We start from the raw sequence: 13487 nt of genomic DNA, 5'->3' as shown, positions 1-13487 counted from the left end.
GTCGAGATCAGACCCGGTGATAGGGGCTACCCGCCAGGATCGACGCCGCGCGGTATAACTGTTCCGCCAGCATGACCCGCGCCAGCATGTGCGGCCAGACCATCTGGCCAAAGGAAAGGCGCGCCTGCGCCTCGTCCCGCAAATCCGGCGCAATGCCGTCAGCGCCACCAATGACAAAGGCCAGATCATTTACCCCACGATCACGCCATCCCGCCAGCGAATCCGCAAAATCGGGCGAGGACATCACCGTGCCGCGTTCATCCAAAGCACAGATTAGCGCCCCGGTCGGCACCGCCTTGCGCAGCAGGGCCGCTTCGGCCGCCATGCCGCCACCTTTTCGATCCTCGACTTCGCTCAGCACCGCAGGGCCAAGGCCAAGAGCCCGGCCGCCCCGATCAAACCGCATCAGGTAGTCGTCGATCAACTCGCGCTCAGGGCCAGACCTCAGCCGACCCACAACGCACAAATGGACCCGCATTTACTGCGGCTTGGACTGCGGGGCCATACCGCTGGGCAACCACATCTTTTCTAGCTGGTAGAATTCACGCACCTCGGGCCGGAACACGTGGACGATGACATCACCCGTGTCGATCAGCACCCAGTCACCGGTTTCTTTGCCCTCGGTCTTGGACAGAATGCCGTGACGCTGCTTCAGATCCTCGGCCACCTTGTCCGCAATCGCCGCAACCTGGCGCGACGATCGGCCCGAGCAGACCACCATGTGGTCGCCAATCGCAGTCTTACCGCGCAGATCAATCTGCACGACCTCTTCGGCCTTGTTGTCGTCGAGGGATTCAAGGACGGAGGCGAGGATCATGTCGCTCGTCACATCCATATGGGTCACACCCGTCATGGGCATTCCCCGCACTGCGGCCATAGCCGCATCGGCAGTTGCTGACAGGACATCGTCCTCCTTCGTCGCGCGCGCCGTCAGAGCCCCGACGCTGGGCGTAGTCAAACATAACATCACAATGGTCTCAATTCAATGTCACTGCATCCAAAGGGGTCGCAGCGCGCAGTAAGACGCGCGCCATAAACCTGTTACCGGGCAGACGCAAGGTTCTGTCGCCGACGCATACCAACGCCCGGCGCCGATCCGCCGGGGTTGGACCACCGTGTCAGCCAGTTAGATTCACGCGCCGTAAGGCACCCAGATAGTTTTGACTTCGGTTGCGGCATCCAAAAAGGTCCGGCCCTCGCCTTGCGGGCCGATCCATGCGCGGTCTCGGCCATTGTTGACCCAGCTTCGTTTAAGCGTACCCGCCGCGCCGCGCTCGATCACCGCCGACAGGTCCGTGCTGGAAAAGCTCCAGACCGCCTCAATATCCATATGGCGCGCCAGCGTCGGGGCTAGGTCTGCATGACTGCCGGTCAGGATATTGACCACACCACCCGGCACGTCCGAGGTGTCCAAGACCTGATAGAAATCTGTCGCGGCCAACGGATATGGCTCGGATGCAATCAGCACCACACGGTTCCCCATCGCAATGGCCGGCGCCATCAGCGACACCAGCCCCAGCAGGGGCACGTCGTCAGGGCAAAGCGCCGCGATCACACCGCAGGGTTCGCGCATCGCCATCGCCACGCCGCGCATCGGCACCTGCGTCACACGCCCTTCGAATTTGTCCGCCCATGCCGCGTAGGTAAAGAGTCGACTGACACTGGCCGCAACCTCCTTTGCTCCGTTGCGCCCACCGGTCAGGGCGTCGATCCGCGTCGCGAACTCGGCTTCGCGTGCCGCCAAATTCTCGGCGATATAATACAGGATCTGCGCCCTCAGATGCGCCGTTGTTCCGGCCCAGCCCTTTGCGCCGCGCGCCGCCTCAACCGCATTGCGCACGTCTTTGCGACTGGCCAGCGGTGCTTGTCCGATCAGCTTGCCGCCCTTGCCGTAGACATTGCGCGCATAGCCGCTGTCGGGCCGCGCTTGCTTGCCGCCGATATACAACTTGGCCGTACGGTCCACCATCTGCGGCTCAGCCTCGCCGCCGCCATACCCCATCACAGGTTTTAGTACCGCCGGTTTGCGCCCAGCCTCGCGGGTATAGGCCATCAGCCCGTCCCAGCCGCCCTCACGACCAAAGCCGCTCTCGCGCACCCCGCCAAACGGTGCCGCTGCGTCGAACATATTGGTGCCGTTGATCCAGACCACGCCCGCGACCAGCTTTGGCGCGATATCAAGCGCGACATTGATATTTTCGGACCACAGAGTCGCAGCAAGCCCGTAGCGGGTGTTGTTTGCAATCTCGACCGCTTCGGCCGGGGTGCGGAACGTGGTCGCCACCAGCACTGGGCCAAAGATCTCTTGCTGCATGAGGGATGACGCCGGCGACAATCCGGTGATCAAGGTCGGCGGATAAAAGCACCCATCAGGACAGGGCGTGTCGGCGAAATAGGTCTCACCCTCGGTATTGCCATCCACAAGGTTCCGGATCCGTGCCAATTGCACCGGATCGACGATGGCCCCAACGTCAATGCACTTGTCCAGCGGATCACCGATGCGCAGCTTGTCCATCCGCGCCCGCAGCTTGGTATAAAATCGCGAGGCAATACCCTCTTGCACGATCAGACGTGACCCGGCGCAGCACACCTGCCCCTGATTGAACCAGATCGCATCCACCAGTCCCTCAACCGCCGAGTCGATATCGGCATCTTCAAAGACGATGTAGGGGCTCTTTCCGCCCAGCTCCAAGGTCAGCGCCTTACCCGTTCCCGCAGTGACCTCGCGGATACGCCGCCCCACAGCTGTCGACCCGGTAAAGGCGATCTTGTCCACCTCGGCCGCCACAATCATCTCGCCGACGGCACCATCGCCTGTGACGATGTTGACAACCCCTTTGGGCAGTCCGGCCTGACGGCAAATATCGGCGAATAGCAATGCAGTCAGCGACGTGTATTCCGCCGGTTTCAGCACCACGGTATTGCCCATCGCCAGCGCTGGCGCCACCTTCCAAGCCAGCATCAACAGGGGAAAGTTCCACGGGATGATCTGGCCACAGACGCCCAGCGCCTCGCGCCCCGGCAACTCGGCCTCCATCAGCTGCGCCATCCCGGCGTGGTAGTAGAAATGCCGCTGCGCCAGTGGCACGTCAATATCCCGGCTCTCACGGATTGGCTTGCCGTTGTCGAGCGTCTCAAGCACAGCGAACAGCCGCGCGTGCTTCTGCAACAACCGCGCCAGCGCATAAAGATATCGCGCCCGCCCAGGCCCGCCGAGTGCCGCCCATTTGCCCTGCGCCCGACGCGCCGCCGCGACCGCACAGTCAACATCGCCCTGCGTCGCCTGACTCAGCAACGCCAGCACCTCGCCGGTCGCGGGATTGCGGCTCTCGAATCCATCGCCTGGTTCGGTCATAACCCCGTCAATAAAGTGCCCGAACCGGCTGCCTTGATCGACCAGCCAGGCCAGCGCGTCACCTGCGCTTTCGGGGGCAGGGCCATAGTCCATCGTTTCGAATATCTCGCTCACGGACATGTCTTCTTCTCTTCCCAAATACGCAAAATGCAACCGCTCCACAGGCGCTTAGCCCATTGCATGGCGCCATCCTGCCGAATAGGCGCCGGTCACGTGATGCTCCAGCTGGCGTTCGATATCACCCAGCAGCGACGACGCGCCAAAGCGGAACAGGTCCGGTCGCAGCCAGCGATCCCCCAGCTCATCCTTGATCAGCGCCAGATAGATCAGTGCATCTTTGGCCTTTGAGATCCCGCCAGCAGGCTTGTAGCCGACGCGAAATCCAGTCGCCTCGTGATAGTCGCGGATCGCGCGCAGCATCACCAGCGTCACTGGCAGGGTGGCATTGACTGGCTCCTTGCCGGTCGAGGTCTTGATAAAATCCGCGCCCGCCATCATGCAGACCAGCGACGCCCGCGCCACGTCGCGTAGCGTTCCCAGCTCTCCGGTGGCAAGAATCGCCTTTACGTGGGCGTCGCCGCACGCCATGCGAAAGGCCCGCATCTCTTCGTACAGCCCTTGCCAGTCCCCGTTCAAAACCAGGCGTCGTGAAATCACGATGTCGATCTCGGACGCGCCTGCCGCCACACTTTCGCGAATTTCGGCCACCCGCAGGGCAAAAGGTGACAGACCTGCAGGGAACCCTGTCGACACCGCTGCCACCGGCAGGCTTGATCTGCTTTGGCCCGCTCCGTTCAGAGCGGCCACCGCCGGGCCGATCATGTCGTGATAGACACAGACGGCACCAACCGTCAGTCCCGGCAGGCCAAGCTGATCGAGCAGATCCGCGCGCACAGGCTGACGTGCCTTGGCACAAAGCCGCAGCACCCGCCCCGCAGTGTCATCGCCAGCAAGCGTGGTCAGGTCGATGCAGGACACCGCCCGCGCCAGCCACGCCGCCTGATGATCCTTCTTGACTGATCGCCGCCCCGGCAGACTCGCTGCGCGGCGCTCAATCGCCGACCGGTTGGCGGTGGCGCGCGCCACCCAGTCCAGATCCAGATCCATTCCCGGATTGCGCGGCTCCGCCGACTGCGGAACCGGTAGCGATTTTAGGGAGTTAGTAACCTGCATGATCCGCCCTGCGTGTCTGCGTTTGCCCCAGAGTCGCACGCAACTGACGTTGACGCAAGGGCGCCGCAAAGACCGTTTGCACCCGATATGCCAGAAATTGCGGCAAATATGACAATGATATTGCGAACCACTCGCAACAAGCTTGACCTTTTGCGAATGACTCGCATATTCATTCTCGAGACATCATAGAGGGACCACCCATATGCGCCTAACCCGCCGCTCTGCTCTTGCCAGCCTTACCGCCACCGCGCTTTTGCCGCGCAGCGCGCTGGCCCAGCAGCGGTTAAACGTCGTTGCAACCACCGGCATGATTGCCGATGCCGCCCGCAACATCGGCGGCGCAGCTGCGGATGTGACCGCGCTTATGGGGGCCGGCGTCGATCCCCACAGCTATCGTCAGACCCGCAGCGATATTGTCGCCCTCACCCGCAGCGATCTGGCGCTTTGGAACGGTCTCTACCTCGAAGCGCAGATGGAGGAATTCCTGCTGCGCCTTGCCGGGCAAAAATCGGTTGTGGCGGTTGGCGAAGCCGTCCCCACCGATACCCTGCTACGCCACGCGCAGTATCAGGGGCGCGTCGACCCCCATATCTGGATGGTGCCGCAGATCTGGCGCAATGCCGTGATCGCCACCCGCGACGCGCTGAAAACCGCCCTGCCCGACCGCGCCGCCGAATTTGATGCCAACGGCGCGACGTACCTTGCAACTGTCGACGCGCTTGGCGCCTACGCGACCCGGGCGCTGGCGCAGGTTCCCGCGCAGACGCGCGTTCTGGTCACCGCCCATGACGCCTTCAGCTATTTTGGTCGCGAATACGGTTTTGAGGTGCTGGGCATTCAGGGCATTTCCACCCAGAGCGAGGCCGGCCTGCAGCGCATCGGCCAGCTGGTCAACATCCTGGTCGAACGTGACATCCGCGCTGTGTTTGTCGAAACCTCCGTTTCCGACCGCAACATCCGCGCCCTGATCGAAGGCGCCGAGGCGCGCGGCCACAAGGTCGAAATCGGCGGAGAGCTATATTCCGACGCCATGGGCGAGCCGGGCACATATGAGGGCACCTACGAGGGCATGATTGACCACAACGTGACCGTGATCGCGCGCGCGCTGGGGGCGGATATCCCGCCAGCCGGCATGTCCGGAAAACTGGCCTCGGGGGCGTAACTCATGACCGCTCCGCTGGAACTCGCCGCACGTGACGGACGCGCCATCGCTGACCCGTTGATGCAGCCGGACCCCGACGCAGCACTGGACAACAGCCCGCTCGCCTTGCGTGGCATGACCGTATCGTACGGTGAAAACCCGGTGGTCTTTTCCGTCGACATGACCGTGCAAGAGGGCCAGATGACCGCGATCATCGGCCCCAACGGCGCCGGCAAATCGACCCTGCTCAAGGCCGCACTGGGGATCGTCAAACCGCTCTCGGGTCAGGTTACGGTGTTTGGCAAGCCGCTGCGCGAACAGGCCCAGCGCATCGCCTATGTGCCGCAGCGCGCCAGCGTCGACTGGGATTTCCCGACCGAGGTCCTTGATGTGGTGCTGATGGGTCTCTACCGCGAATTGGGGCTGCTGCGCCGGGTGCGCCCGCACCACCTCGCCCGCGCCATGGACTGCCTGTCCCGCGTCGGGATGGAGGCGTTTGCAGAGCGCCAGATCGGCCAGTTGTCCGGTGGCCAGCAGCAGCGCGTGTTTCTGGCTCGTGCGCTGGCCCAGGGGGCCGACCTCTATTTGCTGGACGAACCCTTTGCCGGGGTAGATGCCGCGACCGAGCGCGCGATCATCGACGTGCTCAAGGCATTGCGCGCTGAGGGCAAGACCGTTGTCGCCGTGCATCATGACCTGTCGACCGTACAGGCCTATTTCAACAATATTTTCCTGATCAACCGCCGCAAGATGGGTGAAGGACCGATCGCCACGGCCTTTAGCGCCGCCGCATTACAGGCGACCTATGGCGGACGGCTGGCCGACGGACAAATCACGCAACTGGCGCTGGATGCCTAAAGTCACATGCTGACAGACGCACTACTTTTGCAACTGGGTTACAACGCCACCCTTGTGGCGCTTGGCTCTGCGGCACTTGGCCTCGCCGCCGGAGCGACGGGGGCCTTCCTCTATCTGCGCAAACGGTCACTGGTGTCGGATGCGGTCAGCCATTCAACGCTGCCGGGGCTGGCGCTGGCCTTTATTGTCATGGTGTCTTTTGGCGGCGATGGCCGATCGCTGATTGGCCTGATGGCTGGGTCTGCCTTATCGGCGACGCTGGGCCTGCTGGCCGTGACCTGGCTGACAAACAAGACCCGCCTGGACGAAGATGCCGCCATTGGTGCAGTCCTGTCGGTGTTCTTCGGCTTTGGCATCGTGTTGCTGACGATCATCCAGACATTGTCTTCGGGGCGTCAGGCCGGGTTAGAGAGTTTTCTGCTCGGCTCGACCGCCGGAATGCTGTATCAGGATGCGCTGCTGATCGCGGGCGGTGGCCTTGCTGTATTGGCCTGTGTTCTGGCCCTGCGCCGCCCGCTGCTGATGGTCGCCTTTGATGCCGGATATGCGGAAACTCAGGGTGTGCGCGTCACACTGATGGACCTTGCCATCATGGGGCTGGTGATGGCCGTGACTGTGGTCGGACTCAAGGTCGTGGGCCTGATTCTGATTGTCGCCTTGTTGATCATCCCCGCCGTGACGGCGCGATTCTGGACCAATCGAGCGGACCGCGTGGTGCTGCTGGCGGGGCTTTTTGGTGGACTGTCAGGCTATGCGGGCGCGGCAGTGTCGGCGATCGCGCCCGCCCTGCCAACCGGACCGATCATCGTGCTGGTGGCCTTTGGTCTTTTTGTACTGTCGCTGTTGCTGGCCCCCGGTCGCGGTGTTCTGGCGGGTGCCCTGCGCCACCAGCGTTTCCAGCGCGAGGTGCATCTGCGCCAGGGTCTGCTTGCCTTAGCGCAAGGGCAGCCGATCTACGAGCGTCTCACCCACCGACTGCTGTGCCGCGCCGGGCTGACGCGCGCGGATGGTGTCGCCACAGATTTGGGCCACACCCGCGCGGTCGAGACCCTGCACGATGAACGCCGCTGGCAGACCCTGCGCGGCAGCGCGCATCTGTCCGAACTCGCCGCCCGCGATGACGGTCTCACCGGGATTGCCGATGTCCTGACCCCTGACCAAATCGCCGAACTTGACCGCCGCATGGCCGCAGACCCCGCAGGAGTCGCGTGATGGGTGCTGAATTTGTCGCCCTGTCCCTGACGCCGCTGCTGATCGGCATCCTTGCCGCCGTGGCCTGCGCCTTGCCGGGGAACTTTCTGCTGCTGCGCCGACAATCGCTGATCGGCGACGCCATCAGCCATGTCGTCCTGCCGGGGATCGTGGTCGCCTTTCTCGTCACCGGACAGATATCCGCCTGGCCGATGATGCTGGGTGCAGCGGGCGCCGCGCTGGTCGCCGTGGTGCTGATCGAAGTGATCCGCCGCCTCGGTCGCGTCGACGCCGGCGCCGCCATGGGCGTCGTGTTTACCGCAATGTTCGCGGCGGGTGTCCTGCTGCTGGAACAGACCGACACATCGTCGGTGCACTTGGATGTCGAACACGCGCTTTATGGCAACCTGGAAAGCCTGATCTGGATCGAAGCCTCTGGCTGGTCCTCACTGACCGATCCCGAGGCGCTGCGAAGCCTGCCACCTGAATTGACCCGCATCGCACTGACCCTGCTGGGGGTGATCACCTTTATCTGGCTCTTCTGGCGACCGCTGAAATTATCAACCTTCGATGAGGGGTTTGCCCGCACCCTCGGCATCCCGGTGCCTGCGCTGGGCCTTGGCCTTGTGGTGACAGCGGCGATCGCGGCTGTGGCCGCTTTTGACGCCGTGGGGTCAATCATCGTCATCGCCATGTTCATCTGCCCACCCGCCGCCGCACGGATGATGACCAATCGCCTGAGCCGCCAGATCGGCTGGAGCCTGGCCTTCGCCATTCTCTCGGCGACGCTTGGGTATGTACTGGCGGGATACGGCCCGTTGTGGCTGGGCAGCACCAATTCGGTTTCGGCGGCAGGCATGATTGCCACCGTATCCGGCCTGATCCTGACTATCACAGCAGTGATCGGCCCGCACCGCACCAACTGACGGTTGGGATCAGACCGCCCCGCCGACCCTGATCGGTGGCAACGCGGGAGTCACGTAGGGTAAACGCGAATAGATCGCGCCAAGGCGTCAGAGAACTGCGCGCCCTACCAAGTCAGTCCACCGCGCGCCTCAGTAAGATCAGAGCGATGTACGTCCCCGCGCCGTCAGATCCCGACGTCGATGATTGCCTTTGCAAGGATCGGCACTGTCGTCTTGTTCAGACCCGCGATGTTCAGGCGCGAATCGCCAACCATGTAGATACCATGGTCTGCCCGCAGCTTTTCCACCATCTCAGGCGTGGTCCCGAGGCGCGAGAACATGCCGCGGTGCTGCGCAATAAAGGCAAAGCGGTCGGAGCCTGACAGACGCTGCAATTCAGACGCCAGCTGTTCACGCAGGCCCAGCATCGACAGGCGCACGGCCTCAAGCTCGGCCATCCAATCTGCCCGCAATGCATCGTCATTCAGCACCATCGTCACCAGCCGCGCACCGTGATCGGGCGGAAAGCTAAAGTTCTGGCGGTTGAGATAGTTCAGCGTGCCCTGATTGAGCGTTTTCGCGCCAGCATCCTGCGACACCGCCATAAGCAGGCCGGTACGTTCGCGGTAGATGCCAAAATTCTTGGAGCAGCTGGCCGCGATCAGGCACTCCGGCACCGAGGAGGCGACCAGCCGGGTTGCCTCGGCATCCGCATCCAGACCGTCGCCAAAGCCCTGATAGGCGATGTCGATCATCGGGGTCGCGCCGGTTTTCAGCAGCAACGCCACGACATCTTTCCACTGGGCCATGTTCAGGTTCGCGCCAGTCGGGTTGTGACAGCAGCCGTGCAGCAGCACCACGTCACCGGGTCCGGCTTGATCCAGATCTTCCATCATCGCATCAAAGGCAACGCCGCGGGTTTCGTCGTCGAAATAGCGATAGGGAACCATGGTGATCCCCATATGTTTCAGGATCGACAAATGGTTCGGCCATGTCGGGTTCGAAACAAAGACCCGCACGTCTTTTTTTGCCTGACGCACCATGTCAAAGCCCTGACGCACCGCGCCAGTGCCACCCGGCGTCGCGGCCGCAGCCACATTGGCACGCGGCACCGCGTCTCCCAGAACCAGTGATACCATAGCATCAGCAAAGGCCGGATCACCGGCAAGCCCGGTATAGGCCTTGGTCTGCTCGGCGTCCCACAATTGCTGTTCGGCGGCCTTGACCGCGCGCATGATCGGGGTATTGCCGCTGGCGTCCTTGTAAACACCAACACCAAGGTCAATCTTGGTGTCGCGCGGATCTTCCTTAAAGGCTTGGATCAGCATCAGGATCTTGTCGGCGGGTTGCTCTTTGAGCGTCTCGAACATCAGTTGTCTCCGGTGGCGGCAGGGCCGGTTTCGACGGGAACGGTGGGGAACATGCCCCATTCCGACCAGGACCCGTCATAAAGGGAATGGTCCGTCTTGCCGATGATCTCTAGGGCAAGCGACAGGACCGCAGCGGTCACACCCGATCCGCAGGTGGTGATCGCGGGTTTTGACAGATCTACGCCCGCAGCCTCGAACACAGCCTTCAGAGCGGCTGGATCTTTCATCGTGCTGTCAGCGTTCAACAACGTGCCATAAGGCACATTCCTGGATCCAGGGATATGACCGGCACGCAAACCGGGGCGTGGCTCGGGGGCATCGCCGCGAAACCGCGGGGCCGAGCGCGCATCGACAATCTGGTAATCCCCCAGCTTGGAGGCAGAGGCGACCTGCGTCACATCCTTGACCATCTGATTCTGGCGCCGCACCGTCATGTGTCGGTCACGCACGATGGGGGGCATGTCCTCGACATCGCGGCCCTCGGCCTGCCATTTGACAAATCCGCCGTCCAGCACAGCCACGTCCACCTGCCCCATCAGCCGGAACAGCCACCAGACCCGCGCGGCGGAAAACAGCCCGGCGCCGTCATAGACCACCACCTGATGACCGTCACCCACGCCCATGGCACGCATCCGCGACATGAATTTTTCAATCGGAGGGGCCATGTGCGGCAGATCCGAACGGCTGTCGCTGACGTCATCAATGTCAAAATACCGAGCGCCGGGAATGTGCGCCGCGTCGTATTCGGAACGGGCGTCGCGGCCCATATCCGGCAAATACCAGCTCGCATCCAGAATGCGCAGGTCAGGGTCCCGCAGATGCCGGGACAGCCAGTCGGTCGAGACCAGCGTTTTTGGATCGTCGCGTTGCATGGGCAGCCCCCTCGCTTTGCGACCTGCATAATTTAGCCGGGGGGGGCTGGCAAGGGTGCGGGGCCGCATAGCTGACCGAGCACATTCAAACGGTCTCGCGCGGCCGCGTTCAGCTGTTCTGACGCAGCAGCCGCGCCTTTTGGCGGCCCCAGTCGCGTTTCGCGTCAGATTCGCGTTTGTCGTGGTTCTTCTTGCCCTTGGCGATGCCGATCTTGATCTTGCAGATGCCCTTGTGATTGAAATACAGCACCAGCGGCACCAGCGTCATGCCCTTGCGTTGGGTTTCGTTCCACAACTTCGCCAGTTCCTTGCGGCTGACCAGCAGTTTGCGACGGCGGCGTTCCTCGTGCTTGAACATCGCCCGTTCGTAGGGGGCGATGTAGGAATTCACCAGCCACAGCTCTCCCTGATCCACGGCGGCATAGCTTTCGGCGATATTGGCGGAATTCTCGCGCAGCGACTTGACCTCGGAGCCTTGCAGGATGATGCCACATTCGAGGTCATCCTCGATGGCATAATCGTACCGCGCCCGCCGGTTCTCGGAGAGGACTTTGTAATTGGGGTCTGTCTTTGTCTGGGCCATGACGGGACGTGCTACACTGCGATTGCGATGCTGTCCATGTATGGATCTTACCCGACTTCACAAGGTGGCGCGGTCGGTGTCTCTAGTCGGTGCCTCTAACTGCCGCGATAGGTGCTGTATCCATAGGGCGACAGCAGCAGCGGCACGTGGTAATGCGCGGCCTCATCATCGACGCCAAACCGGATCGGAATCGTGTCAAGAAACTTGACCGCGCCGCCCGTCATTTTGTGCGCATCCAGATAGGGTCCACAGACAAAGATCAGCTCGTACTCGCCCGCACTCATTTTGCCTTTGGGCAGAATCGGGCTGTCGGTGCGGCCATCGTTGTTGGTCACCATCTCGGCGATCTTCGTGTGGCTGTTGCCGCTGATGCGATACAGCGCTATGGAAATCCCTGCTGCCGGGCAACCGCGTGCGGTGTCCAGAACATGGGTGGTCAGATAGCCTTCGGACATGCGATGCTCCTTTGTCGGGCGGTCTTGGGACCTTGTGTCGCAATTGCAGGCGCGACTCGCGCCCATTGCCATCACCGAAGGTCTTTGCGAATTTTCTTGAAAATCCGCGATGATTTTGTGGATTACAAGCGGAACACGTCAAAAGGACCCTTCAATGCACAGATATCCGCGCGACCTGATCGGCTATGGCGCACAGCCGCCGCATCCCCAATGGCCGAACGACGCGCGCGTCGCCGTCCAGTTTGTCCTGAATTACGAAGAAGGCGGCGAAAATCACGTCCTGCACGGTGATGCCGGATCCGAGGCGTTCCTGTCAGACATCGCCGGTGCCGCGTCCTGGCCGGGTCAACGTCACTGGAACATGGATTCGATCTATGAATACGGTGCACGCGCCGGGTTCTGGCGCGTGCACCGGCTGTTTACGGGCGCGGATATCCCGCTGACCATCTACGGCGTCGCATCGGCGCTGGCCCGCAGCCCAGAGCAGCTTGAGGCGATGCAGGACGCCGGTTGGGAAATCGCCAGCCACGGCCTGAAGTGGGTCGAACACCGCGATATGCCCGAAGACGAGGAACGCGCCGCCATCGCCGAGGCGATTCGCCTGCACACAGAAGTGGTCGGCACCCGCCCGCGCGGCTGGTACACTGGGCGCTGTTCGGAAAACACCGTGCGACTGGTCGCCGAAGAGGGCGGCTTTGACTACATCTCGGACACCTATGACGATGACCTGCCGTATTGGCTAAAGGTGGGCACCCGCGATCAGCTGATTATTCCCTATACGCTTGAGGCGAACGACATGCGGTTTGCCACCGCGCCGGGGTACACCACGGGCGAGCAGTTCTTTACCTACCTGCGCGATGCCTTTGACACGCTCTATGCAGAAGGTCAGGCAGGCCGCCCCGCGATGATGAGTATCGGTCTGCATTGCCGCCTGATTGGGCGTCCGGGCAAGATTGCCGGACTAAAGCGGTTCATCGACCATATTCAGGCGCATTCCGGCGTCTGGTGCCCGCGGCGCATCGACATCGCACAGCACTGGACCGCGACAAACCCGCCCGTGACACCCGCGATGATCCCCAGCCAGATGGACCGCGACGCCTTTGTCGCGGCCTTTGGCGGCGTGTTCGAACACAGCCCATGGATCGCCGAACAGGCCTGGGAGCTCGAGCTGGGAGCGGCCCATGACCGCCCCGCCGGGCTACACAACGCGCTGGCGCGAATGTTCCGGTCTGCCCCGCGTGAGGCGCGGCTTGGTGTGCTGACGGCGCATCCTGACCTTGCCGGCAAACTGGCGGCGGCGAAACGGCTGACCGCCGAATCGAGCGCTGAGCAATCCAGCGCAGGACTGGATGCGCTGACGGATGCCGAACGCAGCGCCTTTACCGCGCTCAACGACGCCTATACCACCAAACACGGCTTTCCCTTTATCATTGCCGTGCGCGACAACACCCGCGCGACGATCCTTGCCGCCTTTGAGCGTCGCGTAAACAATGACACCGAGACCGAGTTTGCCGAAGCCTGCGCGCAGGTCGAACGCATCGCCCGACTTCGGCTGGAGGAGATGCTGTGAAACACGAAGCCCCC

At 62.5% G+C, this 13487-nt stretch carries 13 protein-coding genes; 5 read left to right on the top strand and 8 right to left on the bottom strand.

Annotated elements, in window-relative coordinates:
- Positions 1-7 precede the first annotated feature (7 nt).
- The 4 genes from rlmH to deoC form a co-directional block, all read right to left on the bottom strand.
- On the bottom strand, positions 8-478 hold the full coding sequence (gene rlmH / locus IMCC21224_RS06085; protein WP_047994589.1) for a 23S rRNA (pseudouridine(1915)-N(3))-methyltransferase RlmH: 471 nt from the start codon (positions 476-478) through the stop codon (positions 8-10).
- The gene (gene rsfS, locus IMCC21224_RS06080) at positions 479-967 is read right to left on the bottom strand and encodes a ribosome silencing factor (RefSeq protein WP_231582022.1); all 489 of its coding nucleotides are present in this window, start codon (positions 965-967) and stop codon (positions 479-481) included.
- A gap of 165 nt (positions 968-1132) precedes the next feature.
- Positions 1133-3475 carry an aldehyde dehydrogenase family protein gene (locus tag IMCC21224_RS06075; protein WP_047994588.1) on the bottom strand — a complete coding sequence of 781 codons (2343 nt, stop codon included), beginning with the start codon at positions 3473-3475 and terminating at the stop codon, positions 1133-1135.
- A gap of 48 nt (positions 3476-3523) precedes the next feature.
- Positions 3524-4528 carry a deoxyribose-phosphate aldolase gene (deoC, locus tag IMCC21224_RS06070; RefSeq protein WP_047994587.1) on the bottom strand — a complete coding sequence of 335 codons (1005 nt, stop codon included), beginning with the start codon at positions 4526-4528 and terminating at the stop codon, positions 3524-3526.
- Between the two features lie 202 nt (positions 4529-4730).
- Here deoC and IMCC21224_RS06065 point away from each other — a divergent pair, with 202 nt between their 5' ends.
- The 4 genes from IMCC21224_RS06065 to IMCC21224_RS06050 are packed head-to-tail and all read left to right on the top strand — an operon-like array spanning position 4731 to position 8644.
- Positions 4731-5690: a metal ABC transporter solute-binding protein, Zn/Mn family gene (locus IMCC21224_RS06065; protein WP_047994586.1), complete on the top strand. Its 960-nt coding sequence runs from the start codon at positions 4731-4733 to the stop codon at positions 5688-5690.
- A 60-nt stretch (positions 5691-5750) separates the two neighbouring features.
- Complete coding sequence (locus tag IMCC21224_RS06060) at positions 5751-6527, top strand: metal ABC transporter ATP-binding protein (RefSeq protein WP_047996910.1); 777 nt, start codon at positions 5751-5753, stop codon at positions 6525-6527.
- Between the two features lie 6 nt (positions 6528-6533).
- Positions 6534-7739 (top strand): metal ABC transporter permease, encoded by a 1206-nt coding sequence (locus IMCC21224_RS06055; protein WP_047994585.1) that lies wholly within the window; start codon positions 6534-6536, stop codon positions 7737-7739.
- Positions 7739-8644, top strand: coding sequence for a metal ABC transporter permease (locus IMCC21224_RS06050; RefSeq protein WP_197089170.1), 906 nt, complete (start codon positions 7739-7741; stop codon positions 8642-8644). The genes IMCC21224_RS06055 and IMCC21224_RS06050 overlap by 1 nt, the downstream gene beginning before the upstream one ends.
- Positions 8645-8808: 164 nt before the next feature.
- Here IMCC21224_RS06050 and IMCC21224_RS06045 read toward each other — a convergent pair whose 3' ends face one another.
- The 4 genes from IMCC21224_RS06045 to uraH all read right to left on the bottom strand — a co-directional run bounded on the left by IMCC21224_RS06045 (position 8809) and on the right by uraH (position 11903).
- Positions 8809-9993: an amino acid aminotransferase gene (locus IMCC21224_RS06045; RefSeq protein ID WP_047994583.1), complete on the bottom strand. Its 1185-nt coding sequence runs from the start codon at positions 9991-9993 to the stop codon at positions 8809-8811.
- A complete protein-coding gene (sseA, locus tag IMCC21224_RS06040; protein ID WP_047994582.1) occupies positions 9993-10865 on the bottom strand; it encodes a 3-mercaptopyruvate sulfurtransferase in 873 nt (290 codons plus the stop codon). The genes IMCC21224_RS06045 and sseA overlap by 1 nt, the downstream gene beginning before the upstream one ends.
- Positions 10866-10974: 109 nt before the next feature.
- Positions 10975-11448 (bottom strand): SsrA-binding protein SmpB, encoded by a 474-nt coding sequence (gene smpB, locus IMCC21224_RS06035; RefSeq protein ID WP_047994581.1) that lies wholly within the window; start codon positions 11446-11448, stop codon positions 10975-10977.
- A gap of 95 nt (positions 11449-11543) precedes the next feature.
- Positions 11544-11903: a hydroxyisourate hydrolase gene (gene uraH / locus IMCC21224_RS06030; protein ID WP_047994580.1), complete on the bottom strand. Its 360-nt coding sequence runs from the start codon at positions 11901-11903 to the stop codon at positions 11544-11546.
- A 154-nt stretch (positions 11904-12057) separates the two neighbouring features.
- Here uraH and puuE point away from each other — a divergent pair, with 154 nt between their 5' ends.
- Positions 12058-13473: an allantoinase PuuE gene (gene puuE, locus IMCC21224_RS06025; RefSeq protein ID WP_047994579.1), complete on the top strand. Its 1416-nt coding sequence runs from the start codon at positions 12058-12060 to the stop codon at positions 13471-13473.
- Positions 13474-13487 lie beyond the last annotated feature (14 nt).

It is taken from the genome of Puniceibacterium sp. IMCC21224 (assembly GCF_001038505.1).
Classification (GTDB): Bacteria; Pseudomonadota; Alphaproteobacteria; order Rhodobacterales; family Rhodobacteraceae; genus Puniceibacterium.
This window is presented reverse-complemented; position numbering and strand designations above follow the sequence as displayed.

What these genes read in the sequence shown, in the direction of transcription:
- rlmH (WP_047994589.1), bottom strand. Translation starts at nt 478, where the DNA reads ATGCGGGTCCATTTGTGCGTTGTGGGTCGGCTGAGGTCTGGCCCTGAG.
- rsfS (WP_231582022.1), bottom strand. Translation starts at nt 967, where the DNA reads ATGTTATGTTTGACTACGCCCAGCGTCGGGGCTCTGACGGCGCGCGCG.
- IMCC21224_RS06075 (WP_047994588.1), bottom strand. Translation starts at nt 3,475, where the DNA reads ATGTCCGTGAGCGAGATATTCGAAACGATGGACTATGGCCCTGCCCCC.
- deoC (WP_047994587.1), bottom strand. Translation starts at nt 4,528, where the DNA reads ATGCAGGTTACTAACTCCCTAAAATCGCTACCGGTTCCGCAGTCGGCG.
- IMCC21224_RS06065 (WP_047994586.1), top strand. Translation starts at nt 4,731, where the DNA reads ATGCGCCTAACCCGCCGCTCTGCTCTTGCCAGCCTTACCGCCACCGCG.
- IMCC21224_RS06060 (WP_047996910.1), top strand. Translation starts at nt 5,751, where the DNA reads ATGCAGCCGGACCCCGACGCAGCACTGGACAACAGCCCGCTCGCCTTG.
- IMCC21224_RS06055 (WP_047994585.1), top strand. Translation starts at nt 6,534, where the DNA reads ATGCTGACAGACGCACTACTTTTGCAACTGGGTTACAACGCCACCCTT.
- IMCC21224_RS06050 (WP_197089170.1), top strand. Translation starts at nt 7,739, where the DNA reads ATGGGTGCTGAATTTGTCGCCCTGTCCCTGACGCCGCTGCTGATCGGC.
- IMCC21224_RS06045 (WP_047994583.1), bottom strand. Translation starts at nt 9,993, where the DNA reads ATGTTCGAGACGCTCAAAGAGCAACCCGCCGACAAGATCCTGATGCTG.
- sseA (WP_047994582.1), bottom strand. Translation starts at nt 10,865, where the DNA reads ATGCAACGCGACGATCCAAAAACGCTGGTCTCGACCGACTGGCTGTCC.
- smpB (WP_047994581.1), bottom strand. Translation starts at nt 11,448, where the DNA reads ATGGCCCAGACAAAGACAGACCCCAATTACAAAGTCCTCTCCGAGAAC.
- uraH (WP_047994580.1), bottom strand. Translation starts at nt 11,903, where the DNA reads ATGTCCGAAGGCTATCTGACCACCCATGTTCTGGACACCGCACGCGGT.
- puuE (WP_047994579.1), top strand. Translation starts at nt 12,058, where the DNA reads ATGCACAGATATCCGCGCGACCTGATCGGCTATGGCGCACAGCCGCCG.